The 18,386-nt window shown below is 44.8% G+C and carries 17 protein-coding genes and 1 tRNA gene; 16 read left to right on the top strand and 2 right to left on the bottom strand.

Features of this window, described 5'->3' with window-relative positions; translation table 11 throughout:
* The 3 genes from pgeF to NHH16_RS03610 all read left to right on the top strand — a co-directional run bounded on the left by pgeF (window position 1) and on the right by NHH16_RS03610 (window position 1,842).
* Window positions 1–831 (top strand): peptidoglycan editing factor PgeF, encoded by an 831-nt coding sequence (gene pgeF / locus NHH16_RS03620; protein WP_262068245.1) that lies wholly within the window; start codon window positions 1–3, stop codon window positions 829–831.
* 11 nt (window positions 832–842) lie between these two features.
* Entirely contained in the window at window positions 843–1,727 is an 885-nt protein-coding gene (locus tag NHH16_RS03615) for a mechanosensitive ion channel family protein (RefSeq protein ID WP_262068244.1), read from the top strand.
* A 42-nt stretch (window positions 1,728–1,769) separates the two neighbouring features.
* A tRNA-Thr gene (locus NHH16_RS03610) sits at window positions 1,770–1,842 on the top strand.
* 186 nt (window positions 1,843–2,028) lie between these two features.
* Here NHH16_RS03610 and NHH16_RS03605 read toward each other — a convergent pair.
* Window positions 2,029–2,421, bottom strand: a complete 393-nt coding sequence (locus NHH16_RS03605) for a type II toxin-antitoxin system HicB family antitoxin (protein WP_262068243.1) — start codon at window positions 2,419–2,421, stop codon at window positions 2,029–2,031.
* A 38-nt stretch (window positions 2,422–2,459) separates the two neighbouring features.
* Window positions 2,460–2,642, bottom strand: coding sequence for a type II toxin-antitoxin system HicA family toxin (locus NHH16_RS03600; RefSeq protein WP_262068242.1), 183 nt, complete (start codon window positions 2,640–2,642; stop codon window positions 2,460–2,462).
* A gap of 163 nt (window positions 2,643–2,805) precedes the next feature.
* Here NHH16_RS03600 and NHH16_RS03595 point away from each other — a divergent pair, with 163 nt between their 5' ends.
* From NHH16_RS03595 to rny, 13 genes are all read left to right on the top strand, one after another.
* Window positions 2,806–3,669 (top strand): DegV family protein, encoded by an 864-nt coding sequence (locus NHH16_RS03595; protein ID WP_262068241.1) that lies wholly within the window; start codon window positions 2,806–2,808, stop codon window positions 3,667–3,669.
* A gap of 2 nt (window positions 3,670–3,671) precedes the next feature.
* On the top strand, window positions 3,672–4,280 hold the full coding sequence (locus tag NHH16_RS03590) for an epoxyqueuosine reductase QueH (RefSeq protein WP_262068240.1): 609 nt from the start codon (window positions 3,672–3,674) through the stop codon (window positions 4,278–4,280).
* 84 nt (window positions 4,281–4,364) lie between these two features.
* Window positions 4,365–5,744 (top strand): argininosuccinate lyase, encoded by a 1,380-nt coding sequence (gene argH, locus NHH16_RS03585; protein ID WP_262068239.1) that lies wholly within the window; start codon window positions 4,365–4,367, stop codon window positions 5,742–5,744.
* A gap of 20 nt (window positions 5,745–5,764) precedes the next feature.
* A complete protein-coding gene (asd, locus tag NHH16_RS03580; RefSeq protein ID WP_262068238.1) occupies window positions 5,765–6,850 on the top strand; it encodes an aspartate-semialdehyde dehydrogenase in 1,086 nt (361 codons plus the stop codon).
* Window positions 6,851–6,963: 113 nt separating this feature from the next.
* Window positions 6,964–9,087: a polyphosphate kinase 1 gene (gene ppk1, locus NHH16_RS03575; protein ID WP_262068237.1), complete on the top strand. Its 2,124-nt coding sequence runs from the start codon at window positions 6,964–6,966 to the stop codon at window positions 9,085–9,087.
* A complete protein-coding gene (locus NHH16_RS03570) occupies window positions 9,087–11,066 on the top strand; it encodes a DNA topoisomerase (RefSeq protein ID WP_262068236.1) in 1,980 nt (659 codons plus the stop codon). Before ppk1 ends, NHH16_RS03570 begins: the two co-directional genes overlap by 1 nt.
* A gap of 1 nt (window position 11,067) precedes the next feature.
* Entirely contained in the window at window positions 11,068–11,733 is a 666-nt protein-coding gene (locus NHH16_RS03565; protein ID WP_262068235.1) for an LbetaH domain-containing protein, read from the top strand.
* Window positions 11,734–11,758: 25 nt separating this feature from the next.
* Window positions 11,759–12,619 (top strand): NAD(P)-dependent oxidoreductase, encoded by an 861-nt coding sequence (locus tag NHH16_RS03560; RefSeq protein WP_262068234.1) that lies wholly within the window; start codon window positions 11,759–11,761, stop codon window positions 12,617–12,619.
* A gap of 11 nt (window positions 12,620–12,630) precedes the next feature.
* On the top strand, window positions 12,631–13,107 hold the full coding sequence (locus tag NHH16_RS03555; RefSeq protein ID WP_262068233.1) for a methylglyoxal synthase: 477 nt from the start codon (window positions 12,631–12,633) through the stop codon (window positions 13,105–13,107).
* A 130-nt stretch (window positions 13,108–13,237) separates the two neighbouring features.
* The gene (locus NHH16_RS03550; RefSeq protein WP_262068232.1) at window positions 13,238–14,761 is read left to right on the top strand and encodes a sodium:solute symporter family transporter; all 1,524 of its coding nucleotides are present in this window, start codon (window positions 13,238–13,240) and stop codon (window positions 14,759–14,761) included.
* A 201-nt stretch (window positions 14,762–14,962) separates the two neighbouring features.
* Window positions 14,963–16,018: a recombinase RecA gene (recA, locus tag NHH16_RS03545; protein ID WP_262068231.1), complete on the top strand. Its 1,056-nt coding sequence runs from the start codon at window positions 14,963–14,965 to the stop codon at window positions 16,016–16,018.
* A gap of 2 nt (window positions 16,019–16,020) precedes the next feature.
* Window positions 16,021–16,638, top strand: a complete 618-nt coding sequence (locus NHH16_RS03540; protein WP_262068230.1) for a regulatory protein RecX — start codon at window positions 16,021–16,023, stop codon at window positions 16,636–16,638.
* A gap of 92 nt (window positions 16,639–16,730) precedes the next feature.
* Window positions 16,731–18,269, top strand: a complete 1,539-nt coding sequence (rny, locus tag NHH16_RS03535; protein WP_416389386.1) for a ribonuclease Y — start codon at window positions 16,731–16,733, stop codon at window positions 18,267–18,269.
* The last annotated feature ends 117 nt before the right edge of the window (window positions 18,270–18,386 follow it).

Below are 18,386 nucleotides of genomic sequence, written 5' to 3'. Positions count from 1 at the left end.
TTGGAATTAGATTTAAACTATCAAGGGGATGAGATACCGATTTTAAAGGTAAAGGAACAGGTCCCGCTTTTAGAATATACGAACCTCGAAGAGACAGGGCTTGTTACCCACGCTTTTACCACCCGTCTTGGGGGTGTTAGTAAAGGGTACTGTCAGTCGATGAATTTAAGTACCACTAGAGGGGATGAGGCGGTAGCGATTGCAGAGAATACCAGGCGCTTAAGCGCTGCCCTTACAGTTGATGGAAGTCGCTTTGTCTATACGAACCAGACCCATACCACCAATGTAGCCCAGGTGTTACCAGGTGACGAAGGCAAGGTGTTTGCTGAGACTGATGGGCTGATTACCAATGTGCCGGGATTTACTTTGGTGACCTTTTATGCCGACTGTGTCCCGTTATTTTTCCTAGATCCGCGGAACAAAGCCATTGGCCTATCCCATTCGGGGTGGCGGGGTACGGTAGGTAAGATGGGAAAGGTAACCATTACCAAGATGACAGAGGCCTTTGGTAGCCGGCCAGAGGACTTGATCTGTGCCATTGGACCATCGATTTGCCAGACGTGTTATGAGGTTAGCGAAGACGTAATTGTAAAGGTACAAGAAGCCTTTCCGAATTACCGGGAACGGGATTTATATTACCGGAAGGAGAATGGTAAGTATCAGCTTAATCTATGGCGAGCAAATGAACTGGTGCTTCTAGAGGCTGGAGTCAAAAAGGAGAAGATTGCCACCACCACTCTTTGTACCAGTTGTAACGATACGTATCTTTTTTCACACCGGAAGATGGGGACTAACAGGGGGAATTTAAGCGCCCTGATGACTTTACGATAAGGAGGTAGCCTATGACTACGACAGATGTAGATGTAGCTGAAGAATTAAAAGAGACGACGGAACAAGCTACCGAAAAAGCCAATGCCATTGTGAATTATATTCAGGAGCACATCCCGGATATCATCGCCTTTAGCATTAAGGTGGTTCTTTGTATCTTGGTCTTTCTCATTGGTCGTCTGGTAATTCGCTTAATCGGTAAGCTTCTTGCTAGGACCCTAGAAAGGGCCCAGGTTGACGTGGGTGTTAAGCAATTCGCTTGTTCTTTTACAAAATACGGCTTGTATGCTCTCTTGATTTTTGGGATTGCCAGTAGCTTAGGGGTAGATACGGTTTCGGTCGCTGCGCTTTTTGCTTCTGCTGGTTTAGGAATTGGTCTAGCCCTTCAAGGAAGTCTATCAAACTTTGCTGGTGGTCTTTTGATCTTGCTGCTAAAGCCCTTTAAGGTAGGGGATTATATTATTGAGGACAGCAATCACAACGAAGGTACAGTAAAAGAGATTCAGCTTTTCTATACCAAGCTTCATTCAGTAGATAATCGGACGATTGTCTTGCCGAACGGGATGCTGACGAATAATAGTATTATCAATACCTCGGCGACCAATGAACGACAGCTAGACTTACGAATAAATGTTGGTTATCAGGAGAAGATAAAAGACGTGAAGGCCCTTTTACAGGAAATCGTAGAGGCGGAGCCATTGATTCACGGGGAGCGACCGGTCAATATCTTTGTAGATGATCTGGGGGATAGTAGCGTGGTCTTCGGGATTCGCGCGTGGACGGATAATAGCGACTACCTACCGGCTAAGTGGAGAGTGCTAGAAGAAGTTAAGCAGCGCTTTGATGAAAAGGGTATCACTCTCGCTTATCCTCAGTTAGATGTGCATATTTCTGAATAAAATACTTGCAATTTCAGCCATTTTGGATATAATAGTACTTGTGCTGAAATAGCTCAGTTGGTAGAGCACTTCACTCGTAATGAAGGGGTCGGCGGTTCAAGTCCGCTTTTCAGCTTAGTATATAAAGTGGCGTAAATCCAGTGTTTAAAAGGGTTTGCGCTATTTCTTTATCAAAAATTAGCTTGGATATAAGCACGAATAATCGCAAGAAATGACCATTAATTCCGAGAAGTTTTAGTCGGGAATTTAGTCAAAAAAATACTCCTTAGCCCAGGGTAGGAGAGGGCTAGGAGTATTTGTACTATTTAATTTTCTCTATAAGAGCTTCTTGTAGTACTTGAGAAAAATTAACACCGATGGCCATTGCTGATTCATTGAGCCATTCAGGAATAGAGAGAGTCTTTTTGACTGCCTTATTGTTGTACATTTTGCGATATTCTAGAGTGTCACAAAATACATAGTTTGCAAATTCATCGTTATTAAGTTTTAATGATTTGATTTTGGATGGTGTTGGAATATCTTCACCTCTGGTTTCGTATCCGTATAAAACCAAAGCCAACACATCCTCGGCCATTTCTAAACCATCCTCCAAGCTGTCACCACAAGTGTAACATCCCTTTAAATCTGGGAAGTTGATAGAGTAACTACCATCCTCTTCAGGTGTAAAGATTGCTGGATAAGCGTATTTTGCCATAATTTCAATTCTCCTTTCGAGTGTGTGGAAGATTAGGTCTAATCAATTCCGGCATCTTCCAGTATGCTTTTTAGTGTTCCTTTTGGGATTTCGCCTTTATGTCTAGGTATGGGGAATTCGTTTTCAGTAATAGGACTATACCATATATCATGTTTTTTTCCGTGTCTGTGTAGGCTACAGTTGTTTTGCTTAAGCTTTTTCAACAATTCTGAAGTCTTCATAGATTCTCCCTTCGTTATTTATAGACATAGTATAACACGTAATAATACGTAGGTAAATATTAAACACGTATTTTTACGTGTCGAAATGTGTGTTTTGTGATAATTGACAATTATATCTAGATTTAATATACTTTGAGAGACAAAGTAAAACGGAGGTAAAGGGATGAGCGAGTATGTAATTACAACCGATTCGAATTCGGATATACCTAGAGAATACAAGGAAAAGCACGGAATAACGATTATACCGCAGTATTATGGGTTTGGTGATACTGTCTACGGAGACGAGAAGAACTTAAGTCCGGCAGAGTTTTATCAGATGATGGCAGAAGGCGAGTTGCCTACCTCGATGGCGAATAATCCGGCGGTAATTAGAGAAAAGTTTGAAGTTCTTTTAAAAGAAGAGAAAGACATCTTGCATATTGCCTTTTCTTCAGCACTTAGCGGTAGCTATAACAATGTGGTGATGGTTGCCGAGGAGTTACTTGAAGAGTACCCTAAGCGTCAGATCATCGTGATTGACTCCCTTACCGTATCTTTAGGAGAGACCTTATTGCTCCTAGGGGCATTAGAAAAGCAGGCAGAGGGTGCTAGCCTCCAAGAGGTAGCCGATTGGCTTACAGCTCAGAAGAGCAATATTCACATTCAGTTTACCGTAGATGATGTGAATCATTTATACCGGGGCGGTCGTATTAGTAAGACGGCATCGGTGGTACTAGGGATTGTCAATATTAAGCCGCTACTTAAGATTACTGAAGAGGGAACATTAGCTGCCCTTGGTACGATTCGCGGAAGAAAGCGTTCTTTAAGTACGTTGGTTAATAATATGAAAAGTGAAATAAAGGAAAAGGGCAAGAGCAAGCGAGTTGGGATTATTCATGCGAATTGCCAAGAGGATGCGGACTACGTAGCTAGGCTGGCAAAAGAAGTGCTACCGGAGGCCGAGATTATTATTAACGACATCAGCCCCAGCATTGGGACCCATGCCGGTCCAGGTGCTTTAGGCATTTGTTACTTTATTGAGAGGTAGAGATGAATTATCAAAAAGCATTAGATGAGGTCATTAATCAGGTGAGCAGAGAAGGACGGGTTCCTTCTCTGTTAGTTCATAGTTGTTGCGCTCCTTGTAGCAGTTATGTGCTGGAATACGTCAGTCAGTACTTTGAGGTGACGATTTTTTATTATAATCCGAATATTTTTCCGGAGAGTGAGTATACCAAACGGATTATCGAACAGCAGGACTTAATCAATAAGATGAAGTTTAAGAATCCTGTTCATTTTGTTGCTGGTCCTTATGAACACCATAAGTTTCTGGCAATTGCCGAAGGCTTGGAGTCAGAAAAAGAAGGGGGGCGTCGCTGCGAGAAATGCTACCATCAGCGGCTTCATGAGACGGCAGTGATGGCGAAGACAGGTGGGTATGATTACTTTACCACCACCTTGACCATTAGCCCGCTAAAGAGTGCAGTTAAGCTCAATACCATCGGCAAAGAATTAGGAGAGGTTCATGAAGTGAGCTTCTTGCCGGCGGATTTTAAGAAGAAAAATGGTTATAAGCGTTCTCTTGAATTATCGAAGGAATACAACCTATATCGCCAAGACTTCTGTGGGTGTGAGTTTTCGCGGCGTGAGCGAGGGTAATCGTTTGGAATTTAACACTTCAATTTAGCACTTCAATGTGATAAAATGATAAACAGTCACAAAATAGAAAGATGAGGAAAAGATATGGCACAGTTATGGGGTGGCCGCTTCACGAAGGAGACAGAGGCCCAGGTGTATGATTTTAACGCTTCCATTTCCTTTGATAAGCGTCTATATAAGCAAGACATTACCGGCAGCATCGCTCATGTAGAGATGCTGGCTAAGCAAGAAATCTTGACGACAGCTGAGAAGGATGAACTGATTACAGCTCTTAAAGAGATTTTAGTGGAAATAGAAAGTGGTAATCTAGAGATTAGTCATAAATACGAGGATATTCATAGTTTTGTGGAGGCGACTTTAATCCAGCGCATCGGCGATACGGGAAAGAAACTTCATACGGGACGCAGTCGTAACGACCAGGTAGCACTGGATATGAAGCTTTATATTCGTGAAGAGATTTCGAATGTTGATAGCCAGGTGCAAGAACTGCTAAAGGTTCTATTAGCGGTAATGAAAAATAACTTAGAGACGTATATGCCTGGCTTTACCCATTTGCAAAAGGCTCAGCCAGTAACGCTAGCTCATCATCTCGGTGCGTACTTTGAAATGTTTAAGCGAGATCACGAACGACTCTTAAGCATCCAGGAGCGAATGAATACGTGTCCGCTAGGAAGCGGGGCGCTAGCTGGGACCACCTATCCCCTTGACAGGGAATATTCGGCCGAGCTTCTAGGATTTGCGGGCCCCACCCTTAATAGTATGGACGGGGTCTCAGATAGGGATTATCTGATTGAACTATTAAGCGCTCTATCGACCATTATGATGCATCTTAGTCGGTTTAGCGAAGAGGTGATTATCTGGAATAGCGATGAGTATCGCTTTGTGGAAATCGATGATGCGTATAGCACTGGTAGTAGTATTATGCCTCAGAAGAAGAACCCTGATATTGCCGAGTTAGTGCGCGGGAAGACAGGCCGAGTGTACGGCGCGTTAATGGGTTTTTTAACCACCATGAAGAGTATTCCACTGGCCTATAATAAAGATATGCAAGAGGATAAAGAGATGGTATTTGACGCCCTTGATACGGTGGAAATATGCCTACCTTTATTTACCGATATGATTCGGACTATGAAATTTAGAGAAGACCGGATGGAAAGAAGTGCGGCGTCAGGGTTTACCAACGCTACCGATGTGGCGGATTACTTGGTGGGTAAGGGTGTTCCTTTTAGAGATGCCCATAGCATCGTTGGTCAGTTAGTGCTTCTTTGTATCGATCAAGGGATTTCCCTTGATGAATTGCCGCTTACGGAATATCAGAAGTTAAGCGATAAATTCAGTAAAGATCTCTACGAGGCCATTAAGATGGAAACTTGTGTCAATAAGCGCAATACAATCGGCGCCCCGGGAAAGGCGGCAATGAGTGCTGTTATCCAGGTTTATGAGCAGTATTTAAAGAGTGTATAAAGAGTTAGGAGACGAAAAACATGAATGAGAAATTAAAAGTTGGTATTTTAGGGGCAACGGGAATGGTAGGGCAAAGATTTATCGCCCTTTTAGATAAGCATCCTTGGTATGAGGTGGTGACGCTAGCAGCCAGCCCTCGTTCCGCTGGCAAGACGTATGCGGAGGCCGTAGGGAACCGCTGGAAGCTAGACGTGCCCATGCCAGAGGCCGTAAAGGACTTAGTGGTTCTTAATGTAAACGAAGTGGAAAAAGTAGCCGCTAGCGTGGACTTTGTCTTCTCGGCTGTAGATATGACAAAAGACGAGATAAAGGCCATTGAAGAAGCGTATGCCAAGACCGAGACGCCAGTTGTCTCTAATAATAGTGCTCACCGCTGGACCGCGGATGTGCCGATGGTAGTGCCAGAGATTAACGATGATCACTTTGCGATTATCGAAGCTCAGAAAGAGCGCCTAGGCACTACGAAAGGATTTATCGCCGTTAAACCTAACTGCTCGATTCAGAGCTATACCCCAGCACTAGCTGCTTGGGCAGAGTTTGGACCAAAAGAGGTGGTGGCTACCACTTATCAGGCGATTTCAGGAGCGGGCAAGAACTTTACCGATTGGCCAGAGATGGTTGGTAATATCATTCCTTTCATCGGTGGGGAGGAAGAAAAGAGCGAGAAAGAGCCGTTAAGAGTGTTAGGACAGGTAAAAGACGGAACGATTGAGCTGGCGACTTCACCAGTTATCACCACTCAGTGTGTGCGCGTACCGGTGCTTAACGGACATACCGCCGCCGTCTTTATCAATTTTGAAAAGTCAGTTACGAAAGAAGAGTTAATCGCTAAGCTGCGTGAATTCAAAGGCTATCCTCAGGTAGAGGAATTGCCAAGCGCGCCGAAGCAGTTTATTCAGTATTTAGAAGACGATAACCGTCCTCAGGTTTCCTTAGACGTAGACTATGAACGAGGCATGGGCGTGTCAATTGGCCGCTTAAGAGAGGATCACGTCTACGACTTTAAGTTCATCGGTCTTTCTCATAACACGATTAGAGGGGCTGCTGGTGGGGCTGTCCTTTGTGCAGAGACACTGACGAAAAAAGGTTTTATTAAGAAAAAGTAAAAACTAGATTAAACATTTGCAAGGAGCTCGTTCGAGCTCCTTGTTTTCGTTGAAGATGAACGGAGAAAATGGTAAAATAGAACGTGAGAAAAAAGTAAAGGAGCGAAGCAGATATGGAAAAATATGGATTACCTTATACCCAAAATCGAGAGCTTTCTTGGCTTCGCTTTAACGAGCGGGTGTTGCAAGAGGGGGAGGATGAAAAAGTCCCTTTGCTTGAGCGGATGAAGTTCGTGGCTATCTTTACCAGTAATTTAGACGAGTTCTTTATGATTCGGGTGGGCAGTCTTTTTGACATGGCTCATACCGACGAGACAGAAGTGGATAAGCGCTCAGGCATGACGGTGAATGAACAGCTAGGGGCAATCTATGAGGCGGTGGCACCTCTCTATAAGGAACGGGACCAGACCTACAGTAAGATTAAGAAATTGCTTCATCCTTACGGTATTCTCGGCCTTGATTACAATGAATTGTCGGGGAGTCAGAAGAAATACGTGAAAAAGGACTTTGTGGAAAATATTCTGCCGATTCTCTCACCTCAGATTGTGGATGCTAATCATCCCTTTCCCCATTTGCTGAATAAGGAAATCTATGTAACGGCCAGCCTGACAAGAGGAAATAAGCAGCGGATGGGCATTGTGCCGGTACCCAGCTACGTTTCCGACATTCTTTTTTTGCCAGGCGAGGATTTAAGCTATATTCGGATGGAAAAGGTGATTTTGGAAAACCTGGATTTGGTCTTTGAAAATTACGAGGTAAGTGAGAGAAATTATATCTGCGTCACCAGAAATGCGGATATTACTCCCGATGATGAGTCCCTTGATATTACCGATGACTTTCGTAAATTAATGAAAAAGACCCTGGGAAAAAGGCAGCGGATGGCAGTGGTACGTCTGGAGATTGCGGAAAAGCTAAGTAGTGAAATGGAAGGATTTTTCTGTAAGCAATTTGGTATTACGCCGAAGCAGATTTTTCGTACAAAGATGCCGATGAAGTTGGAGTATATTTTTGGCATGGCGGATAAGCTTCCGGAGAAAGCGAAGAGGAAGTTGGTTTATACTCCTTTTGCGCCCCAAAATGTTACCGGTCTGACGGAAGGAACCATGCGGGCTCAGATTAAGAAGCAGGATTTGCTTTTGCATTTTCCTTATGAGAGCATGAATCCGTTTTTAACCCTGATTAAGGAAGCCAGTACCGATCCCGATGTCTTGACTATTAAGATTACGATCTACCGCTTAGCGAAGCAGGCTAGACTTGTTGAATACCTTTCCGCAGCGGCGGAAAACGGTAAGGAAGTCACCGTCCTCATTGAACTAAGAGCACGTTTTGACGAGCAGAATAATATCGATTGGTCGGAGCGCTTAGAAGAAGCGGGGTGCCGGGTGCTTTACGGCTTTGAAGGCTATAAGGTGCACTCGAAGGTCTGTCTAATTACGTATCGCAACCGCAACCGAATTGAGTATATTACCCAGGTGGGAACCGGCAACTATAACGAAAAGACGGCTACCATGTATACCGACCTGTCTTTAATTACTGCCCATGAGGGGATCGGTGAGGATGCCAATAACTTTTTCAAAAACATGGGTATCGGTAACCTAAATGGCGCCTATGATCATTTTATCGTCTCCCCCAGTAGCTTAAAGCAGCACGTCTTATTTTTAATCGATGAGGAGATTAAGAAGGGGAGCGCTGGTCGAGTGATTATGAAGATGAATTCTTTAACGGATTTAGATTTTATCGAGAAAGTAGTCGAAGCTTCAAATGCCGGGGTTAAAATCGATTTGCAGGTGCGGGGAATCTGCTGTCTGCGACCAGGAGTAGCCGGTTATACAGATAATATTAGGGTAACTAGTATTGTAGGTCGTTACCTTGAGCATCCCCGGATATTTAGCTTTGGCACCGGTAGAGACCAGAAACTTTATCTAGGCTCAGCGGATATGATGACGAGAAATACGGAGAAGCGGGTAGAAGTGGCTTGTCCGGTGCTTGATGAGGGCGTGAAAGCAAAAATCAACCATTACTTGGCGGTGATGCTTGCTGATAATGTAAAAATCCGGGAGATGAAGGCTGACGGTACGTATCAGAAAGTGGCTCAGACGGAGCCAAAGGTAAGCGCCCAGTCCACGTTTATGAAAGAAACTTTGCATACGGCAAAGAATACCATAGAAGTAAAACCAAAAAGCAGAAAGGGTGTGTTTAGAATTTTGGAACGCTTTTTTAGAGGGAAGGATAATTAATGGGGAAATCACTATATATTGCAGAGAAACCCAGTGTGGCTCAGGAATTTGCTAAAGCTCTCGGTCTACGTACCAGACGGGGGGATGGCTTTCTCGAGTCAGAGGAGGCGGTTATCACTTGGTGTGTGGGTCACTTGGTGACGATGAGCTATCCAGATAAGTATGACGGCTCGTGGAAACGCTGGAACTTAGAGGCTTTGCCCTTTCTACCAGAGACATTTAAATACGAAGTAATCGATAATGTAAAGAAACAGTTTGGCATTGTTGCCGGACTCCTTAACCGGGAGGACGTAGAGACGATTTACGTCTGTACTGACTCGGGACGAGAAGGAGAGTATATCTACCGCTTGGTGGAGCAAGAGGCTCTGAAATCACCGAAAAAGCGTAAGCGTGTCTGGATTGATTCTCAGACGGAAGAGGAGATCCTTCGAGGAATTAAGGAGGCGAAGCCTTTAGAGTCCTACGATAACCTAGGAGCGTCGGCTTATCTGCGGGCGAAAGAAGACTATTTGATGGGAATTAACTTCTCCCGCTTAATGACCCTTAAGTACGGTAATGGGATTGCCCGTTTTCTAAAGAAGGACCGCTGCGTGATCGCCGTTGGTCGGGTAATGACCTGTGTGCTGGGGATGGTGGTGCGCCGGGAGCGTGAGATTCGGGAGTTTGAAGTGACGAATTTCTACAGAGTAATCGCCACTTTCGGCGAGGAGAAAAGTTACGAAGGAGAATGGCGGGCGGTAGCTGGTTCTACCTATTTTGAAAGTCCCTTGCTTTATAATGATAATGGCTTTTTAAAAGAAGAAGAGGCTCAGGCGTTTATTAGACAGATGAAGGACTTAGGTCAAGACGGGGAGATCGCCGAGATCAAGAAGACGAAAGAACGTAAAAAGGCACCTCTGCTTTTTAACTTAGCAGAGCTGCAAAATGAGTGCTCCAAGCGCTTTAAGATTAGTCCCGATGAGACCTTAAGGCTGACCCAAGAGCTCTATGAGAAGAAACTTCTGACGTATCCGCGAACGGATGCCCGGGTGCTCTCTACCGCCGTGGCTAAAGAGATAAGTAAAAACTTAAATGGTCTGATGAACTATGAACCGGCAGTGCCGTTTTTAAACGATATTAAGGAATCGAAGAGTCATCAAGGATTGGCGAAGACGAAGTATGTGGACGATAAGAAGATTACCGATCACTATGCGATTATTCCCACCGGTCAAGGGCTGGGGGCGCTAAAGAGCGTTAGCGACTTAGGAAGACGTTTGTACGATATGGTGGTTCGCCGCTTTTTATCCATCTTTTATCCGGATGCTGTCTATACGAAGGTAGCCATTACCACTAAGCTAGGCGAGGAATCCTTCTTTGCTAACTTTAAGGTGTTAAGCGCAGAGGGGTACTTAAAGGTGGTAGGCGTACCAGGTAATAAGGAAGAAGAGGAGATAAGTGACAACCTGGAGTTCTTCAATTACGTGCAGACTTTAAAGAAGGGGATGCGTTTGTCCTTAAAGAGCATGGTTACGAAAGAAGGAAAGACCAGTCCGCCGAAGCGGTATAATTCAGGTTCCTTGATTCTTGCGATGGAAAATGCCGGAAAGCTAATTGAGGATGAGGAGCTGCGGGCCCAGATCCATGGCAGTGGCATTGGCACTTCGGCAACAAGAGGCGAGATTTTAAAAAAGCTCTTCAGTATCGACTACCTAAAGCTAAATAAGAAAACCCAGATTGTAACGCCTACAATGATGGGCGAGATGATCTTTGACGCCATGGATAAGTCACTGCCATCGATGCTTAATCCCGAGCTGACTGCTAGCTGGGAGAAAGGCTTAACCCAGGTGGCCGAAGGCGAGATTACGGAAGAAGTCTATATGGAGAAGCTTAATGGCTATATCAGTCGGCGGACGAATAGTGTGCGGACGTTAAATAATCAGGGTGTGCTGCTTGAGCGGTATCGGCAGATTGCCACCATCTATCACAAAGGAGAAAAATAGTATGCAGGAATTAGAAGTAGGAGCACTTTATCATTTAGAGGAAAGCATCGCAGGTGATTTTCTAAAGGGATTTACGTATCCCTGGGAAGCTTTACCGAAGATTAGCGAGTTTATCTTAGAGCTAGGAAAGACCCTTGATAAAGAGCGTTTTACCCAGATGGGCGAGGATATCTGGGTGGCCAAGTCGGCGACAGTTGCCGCTAGCGCCTATTTGCACGGGCCGCTAATTATCGATGAGGAAGCGGAGGTGCGCCACTGTGCTTTTATTAGAGGCAATGCCATTGTGGGAAAAGGCGCGGTGGTGGGGAACTCCACAGAGCTTAAGAACGTGATTCTTTTTAATAAGGTGCAGGTACCTCATTATAACTACGTGGGCGATTCTATCCTCGGGTATAAAGCCCATATGGGAGCCGGTTCCATTACCTCTAATGTAAAGTCGGATAAGCAGCTAGTGGTGGTTCGCGGGCTTACAGGAGAGTTAGAGACGGGCCTTAAGAAGTTCGGTGCCATGCTTGGTGACGAGGTGGAAGTCGGCTGTGGCTCAGTCTTAAATCCGGGAACCGTAGTAGGCAAAAACAGTAATATATATCCTCTTAGTAGCGTCCGGGGCTACGTAGGCGAGGGTTGTATTTATAAGCGAGCAGGCGAGGTCGCCAAAAAAAGATAGGCGACAAAGCAGAAAGGGGTAAAGAGTGAAAGAAATAGCATTTATCGGCGTGGGAATCATGGGTAAATCCATGGTGCGCAATTTAATGAAGGCTGGCTTTGACTTACATATCTATGCGAGAAATGTAGACAAGGTCCGGGATGTGATTGCTGAAGGCGCCAAGTATTACGACAGTATTAAAGAATGTGTATCGGGAAAAGAGGCGGTGATTACCATCGTTGGCTTTCCGAAGGACGTAGAAGAGGTTTATTTTGGCGAAGAGGGAATTATTGCCAGCAGTGACCAGGGGACCTATCTTATCGATATGACAACAACGAGCCCCAGCCTTTCGGAGAAGATTTATAAAGAAGGTAAGAAAAAAGGGCTGCGCGTCTTAGACGCTCCCGTTACCGGTGGAGAAATTGGAGCGAGAGACGGAATCCTCTCGATTCTGGTGGGCGGTGATAAGGAGGATTACCAAGCCTTAATGCCGGTCTTTGAAGCTATGGGTACCAACATTAACTACCAGGGAGGCGCCGGCTGTGGCCAGCATGCTAAGATGGCTAACCAAATTATGATTGCGGGAACCCTTTCGGGAGTCTGTGAGGCCCTTGCCTACGGAAAGGCTAAGGGCTTAAATCTAGATACGCTGATTAACAGTGTGAAGACTGGGGCCGCTGGTAGTAAGCAGTTAGATACGTTCGGTCCGAAGATTGTGGCTGATGATATGAATCCAGGCTTTTACTTAAAGCATTTTGTTAAAGATATGGGAATTGCTGAAGAAGAGGCCGAAGAGTCGGGCTTACATCTGGAGATTCTCAAGAAAGTGTTAGCGAACTACAAGAAACTAGAAAAAGAAGGCTTAGGTGACTTAGGAAACCAAGCCCTAATTAAATACTACGAATAGGAGACACAAATATGGTAACAGATAACTTTATTTCATTTGAAATTGGCAAACAAAAGCGCATCGCCCTCATTGCTCATGATGGCAAGAAAGAGGAAATCGTGGCTTGGTGTGATCGGAACAAGGACATCTTAAAGGGACATTTTCTCTGTGGGACCGGTACAACGGCGCGCTTGATCGCGGAGAAGACCGGCTTACCAGTAAAAGGATACAATAGCGGCCCATTAGGTGGTGATCAGCAAATCGGTGCAAAAATCGTGGAAGGTCAGATTGACTTTATGGTCTTCTTGTGGGACCCACTAGAAGCCCAGCCTCATGACCCAGACGTGAAGGCCTTATCACGAATTGCCGTGGTTTACGATATTCCTATCGCTAATAACCTAGCGACTGCGGACTTCTTGCTTAATTCTTACTATATGAATGAAGCTTATGATCGCAAGGTGGAGAATTATAATAAAATCATTAGCGAACGGGTAGAAAAAATGAAATAAAATGATTACAAACGAAATCCCTCTTGGCTCTTGACGAGAGGGATTTATTATGGTAATCTTATCAAAGTTATACTTTAACGCGTTAAAGCGTTACGGACTAAAGTGGAAAGACCTATGAGGAGACAGTTTTATGATTATCAAATTAGCAATGCTTATTGTGTTCTTTATAGCCATGATTATCGTTGGTATCTACGCTAGAAAGCATACTACCAGTGTGGATGGGTTTGTACTAGGAGGCCACAGTGCAGGGCCGTGGTTGACGGCTTTTGCCTACGGGACCTCTTATTTTTCGGCCGTGGTGTTTATCGGCTATGCCGGGCAATTCGGTTGGAAGTACGGAATGAGTGCCACTTGGATTGGCATTGGTAACGCGTTAATCGGCAGTCTACTGGCGTGGATAGTACTAGGGAGACGGACCAAGGTAATGACCAGACACCTTCAGGCCCGGACTATGCCAGAATTCTTTGAGAAGCGGTACTTTAGCAAGGGGCTTAAGATTGCGGCCTCGGCTATTTGCTTTATCTTTTTAGTGCCTTATACGGCGTCTATTTATAACGGGCTCTCCCGTTTGTTTGAAATGGCATTCCATATTCCCTATCAATACTGTGTAATTGGAATGGCGATTTTTACCGGTTTATACGTTATTCTGGGGGGCTATATGGCGACGGCAATCAATGATTTTATTCAAGGGATCATTATGCTAGTGGGCATCTGTGTGACCATTGCCGCCGTTCTCAATATCAATGGTGGGTTTATGAATTCGGTCTTCGAAATGGCGAAGATTCCTAGCGATAATCCAGTTACCCTGGGGCAACAGGGGGCTTTTACCTCTTTCTTTGGTCCGGACCCGGTGAATTTATTAGGGGTGGTTATTCTCACCTCTCTTGGCACCTGGGGATTGCCCCAGATGATTGGCAAGTTTTATGCCATTAAGGATGAAAAATCGATAAATACAGGGACGGTAATCTCGACGATTTTTGCCTTTGTCGTCGCCGGTGGCTCTTATTTTCTCGGGGGCTTTGGTCGTCTCTTTGACGGTCCAGGGATTCGCGACGCCGGCGGTAATGTTATCTTTGACCGGATCGTTCCGGAGATGCTAGTAGATTTACCGGACGTTATCGTAGCGGTAGTGGTGGTACTGGTGCTTTCCGCGTCGATGTCTACTTTAGCGTCTCTTGTGCTTACCTCTAGCTCGACCCTTACTCTTGATTGCCTGAAAGGGTTTGTCTTTAAGAAGATGAGCGAGAAGCAGCAGATTATTACAATGCAAGTGTTAATCGTGGTGTTCATTTTGATTTCAGTGCTCCTAGCTCTGAATCCCTCCACCTTTATCGCCCAGCTGATGGGGATTTCTTGGGGGGCGTTAGCCGGTTCGTTTTTAGCGCCCTTTTTATACGGTCTTTACTTAAAGAGGATTTCGCCAGCAGCGGTCTGGACTAGCTTTGTTCTGGGAGTAGGGATTACCACCGCGAATATGATTTTTAAGTTTATCGCTTCCCCGATTAATGCTGGGGCCTTTACGATGGTGGCTGGACTGGTGGTGGTGCCCCTTGTTAGCCTGGTGACAAAGAAGCCGGAGAGGGCAGCGGTGGACGAAATTTTCGCCGCCTACGATGAAAAAGTCGAAAAAAGCAAAAAACATACGTTAGAGTAGATTGCTAGAAGTGAATAAGTGTGGTAAGTTAAAGGTGTCGGAAGTTCTTTTCGGCACCTTTTGTCATCTTCGCAAAAGGTCAAATTCAAAGTACGGATTATGGGACAATACAGTTGTTAAGATTTATTTATTGACAATTTTATTTTTATGTAATAAGATGAAAGCACAGAACGAACAAATGTTCTAAAAGGAGAAAAGAAAATGGCAAATGATAATAAACAAAAGGCAATTGATGCAGCGATTGCTAAATTAGAGAAGGATTTTGGTAAAGGGGCGGTAATGAAGCTAGGTGATCCGGCGGCGAGAACGGCAGTGGAGACCGTACCTACCGGTTCCTTAAGCTTAGACTTAGCTCTTGGTCTTGGCGGTGTTCCTAGAGGCCGGGTAATTGAGATTTACGGTCCTGAATCCAGTGGTAAGACGACAGTCGCGCTTCATATGATTAGCGAGGTGCAGAAGCGTGGCGGCATCGCTGGCTTTGTGGATGCAGAGCACGCTCTTGACCCCACGTATGCTAAGAATATCGGCGTTGATATTAATGAATTATATATTTCTCAGCCAGACAGTGGTGATCAGGCGCTAGAGATTACTGAGACTATGGTACGCTCAGGGGCGATTGACATTATCGTCGTGGATTCGGTGGCGGCTTTAGTACCTCGTCAGGAGATTGATGGGGATATGGGAGATTCTCACGTAGGCCTTCAGGCACGACTGATGTCCCAAGCGCTTAGGAAGCTGACGCCAGTTATTTCTAAGTCTAACTGTATCGTTATTTTTATCAACCAGCTGAGAGAGAAGGTTGGCGTGATGTTTGGTAACCCTGAGACTACCTCTGGCGGCCGGGCCCTTAAGTTCTACGCTTCCGTTAGACTGGATGTTCGCCGGATTGAGACTCTTAAGCAAAGCGGCGAGATGGTAGGTAACCGGACGCGAGTAAAAGTCGTTAAGAATAAAGTGGCACCACCTTTTAAAGAAGCAGAATTTGATATTATGTTTGGCAAAGGTATCTCAAAGGCCGGTGATATTCTCGATTTAGCTGTCAGTATCGACCTGGTGCAAAAGAGCGGTGCTTGGTTTGCCTATAAAGGCGATAAGATTGGCCAAGGCCGAGAGAACTCTAAGCTTTACTTAGAGGAGCATCCAGAAGTTATGAGTGAGTTAGATGCTCAGATTCGCCAGCACTACGGGTTCGCCGAAGGGGCAGATGGTAAGGAGAAGAAGGAAAAAGGGAACGAGGTAGAAAGTTCCGAGGAGTAAGGATGCAGATAACGAAAGTTACTGAGGAAAAGAGAGCTAAGAAAAGTGTTTACAAGGTTTATATAGACGAAGAGTTTGCCTTTACGTTAAGTAATGGCGAACTCTTTCGCTATCATTTGAAGGTTGGGCAGGAGATTACCGAGGCGCAAAAGGAGCAGATTGACGAGGCGATCCTAAAGAAGGCGAAGCTTTACGTTATGCATCTTTTAAAGGATATGGATCGGACGAAGAAGGCCTTGCGGGATAAGCTTAAAGAAAAGGGGTACCGGGAGGATATTGCCGTAGCAGCTCTTATCTATGTAGAAGGCTTTGGCTACTTAAATGATAAGGAATACGCTAAGCGCTTCGTACACTACCGGAAGGACAAGAAGAGTCGCCGGGAGATTGAAGCGCTGATGTATAGCAAGGGTTTCTCTAAAGACGATATTAGTGAGGCCTTAGAAGAATGTTACGAAGACGGGGGCGATAGTGAGCTTTTAGCCATCGCTGAGCACCTCCGCCGGCGTCGGTATTTTGAACAAGAAGACGACAAAAAGAGTAGAGAGCGAACGCTTATGTATCTGCAGCGCAAAGGATTTTCCTATGACAAAATAAAAAAGGCGATTGAAAGTGCACGCTAACTTGACATATTGCATAAGAAACGATAAAATATCTATGTTGTCTTTGTACAATGAAAACTAAATAAGGAGGTGCTCCTGTGCCTACAGCAGCTATTATTATCATCGCTGTGGTCGCGCTTATCTTAGTGGCATTTTTAACGAGAGCTCTAACGATTAGCAGTCTTAAGAACAATGCAGAGAATAAGATTGGTAATGCTGAGACTCGTGCACGTGAAATTATCGACGATGCGGTTAAAACAGCGGAAGCTAAGAAAAAAGAGGGTCTTTTAGAGGTGAAGGAAGAGTCGATTAAGACTAAGAATGAACTGGAGAAAGAGTCGAAAGAGCGAAGAGCAGAGCTTCAGCGCTATGAAAAGCGAGTTCTTACCAAGGAAGAATCTGTGGAAAAAAGAGCAGATATGGTAGAACGCAGAGAACAAAGCTTACAAGCGAAAGAAGAGAATCTGAAGACCAAGGAAGCGAAAGTTGAAGAATTAAGCAATCAAAGAGTGCAGGAACTAGAACGAATCTCCGGACTTACCTCCGAACAAGCAAAAGAACATTTGTTAAAAACTGTTGAAGAAGAAGTTAAACACGACGCTGCAAAGTTAGTTAAAGAATTGGAATCACAAGCAAAGGAAGAGGCGGATAAAAAGGCTCGTGAGTACGTAGTAACATCGATTCAAAGATGTGCCGCGGATCACGTAGCAGAGACCACAATCTCGGTGGTGCAGCTTCCTAGTGACGAAATGAAAGGTCGCATCATCGGTCGTGAAGGGCGTAATATTAGAGCTCTTGAGACGCTGACTGGTGTAGAACTTATAATCGATGATACTCCGGAAGCCGTAGTGCTTTCAGGCTTTGATCCGATTAGAAGAGAAGTGGCAAAGATTGCCCTTGAGAAACTGATTGTCGATGGTCGAATTCATCCGGCCAGAATCGAGGAGATGGTTGAAAAGGCTAGGAAAGAAGTAGAAGTAATGATTCGCGAAGAAGGTGAAAACGCTGCCTTTGAGGTAGGTGTTCACGGTATTCATCCAGAGCTTATTAAGCTCTTAGGAAGAATGCGTTTTCGCACAAGTTATGGTCAAAATGCTTTAAAGCACTCGATGGAAGTGGCGCAATTGGCCGGTTTGTTAGCCGGTGAAGTGGGTCTTGACGTCAAGATGGCAAAAAGAGCAGGACTGTTACACGATATTGGAAAATCAATAGATCATGACGTCGAAGGGACACATGTTCAAATCGGCGCTGATTTGGCGAGAAAATACAAGGAATCAGATGTGGTCATCAATTCTATCGAATCCCATCACGGCGATGTTGAGCCGAAGTCACTTATTGCAGTTCTTGTTCAAGCAGCTGACACAATTTCTGCAGCTCGCCCAGGCGCTCGTCGAGAGACCCTAGAGGCGTATACTAACAGATTGAAACAACTTGAAGATATCACCAATCAATTTAAAGGTGTTGATAAATCTTTTGCTATTCAAGCAGGTAGAGAGGTTCGTATTATGGTAGTTCCCGATCAGGTATCTGATGCAGACATGGTTCTTTTGGCACGCGACATAGCCAAGCAGATTGAGTTTGAATTAGAGTACCCAGGTCAGATTAAAGTAAATGTTATCCGAGAATCTCGGGTGAGCGATTACGCAAAATAATAAAATAACGAATGTAAAGATGTCTTTTCTATCAGAAATGGTAGGAAAGGCATTTTTTTGTAGTGCGCCTGGCGGCGCACGTTTCTAACCGGTGTAAGTCCGCAATCCGCCCGGTAG

Origin of the sequence: Ohessyouella blattaphilus (genome assembly GCF_024721265.1) — a bacterium.
GTDB lineage: Bacteria > Bacillota > Clostridia > Lachnospirales > Lachnospiraceae > Aequitasia > Aequitasia blattaphilus_A.
The sequence above is the reverse complement of the archived record's forward strand: the minus strand, read 5'-3'. Positions and strand labels throughout refer to the sequence as shown.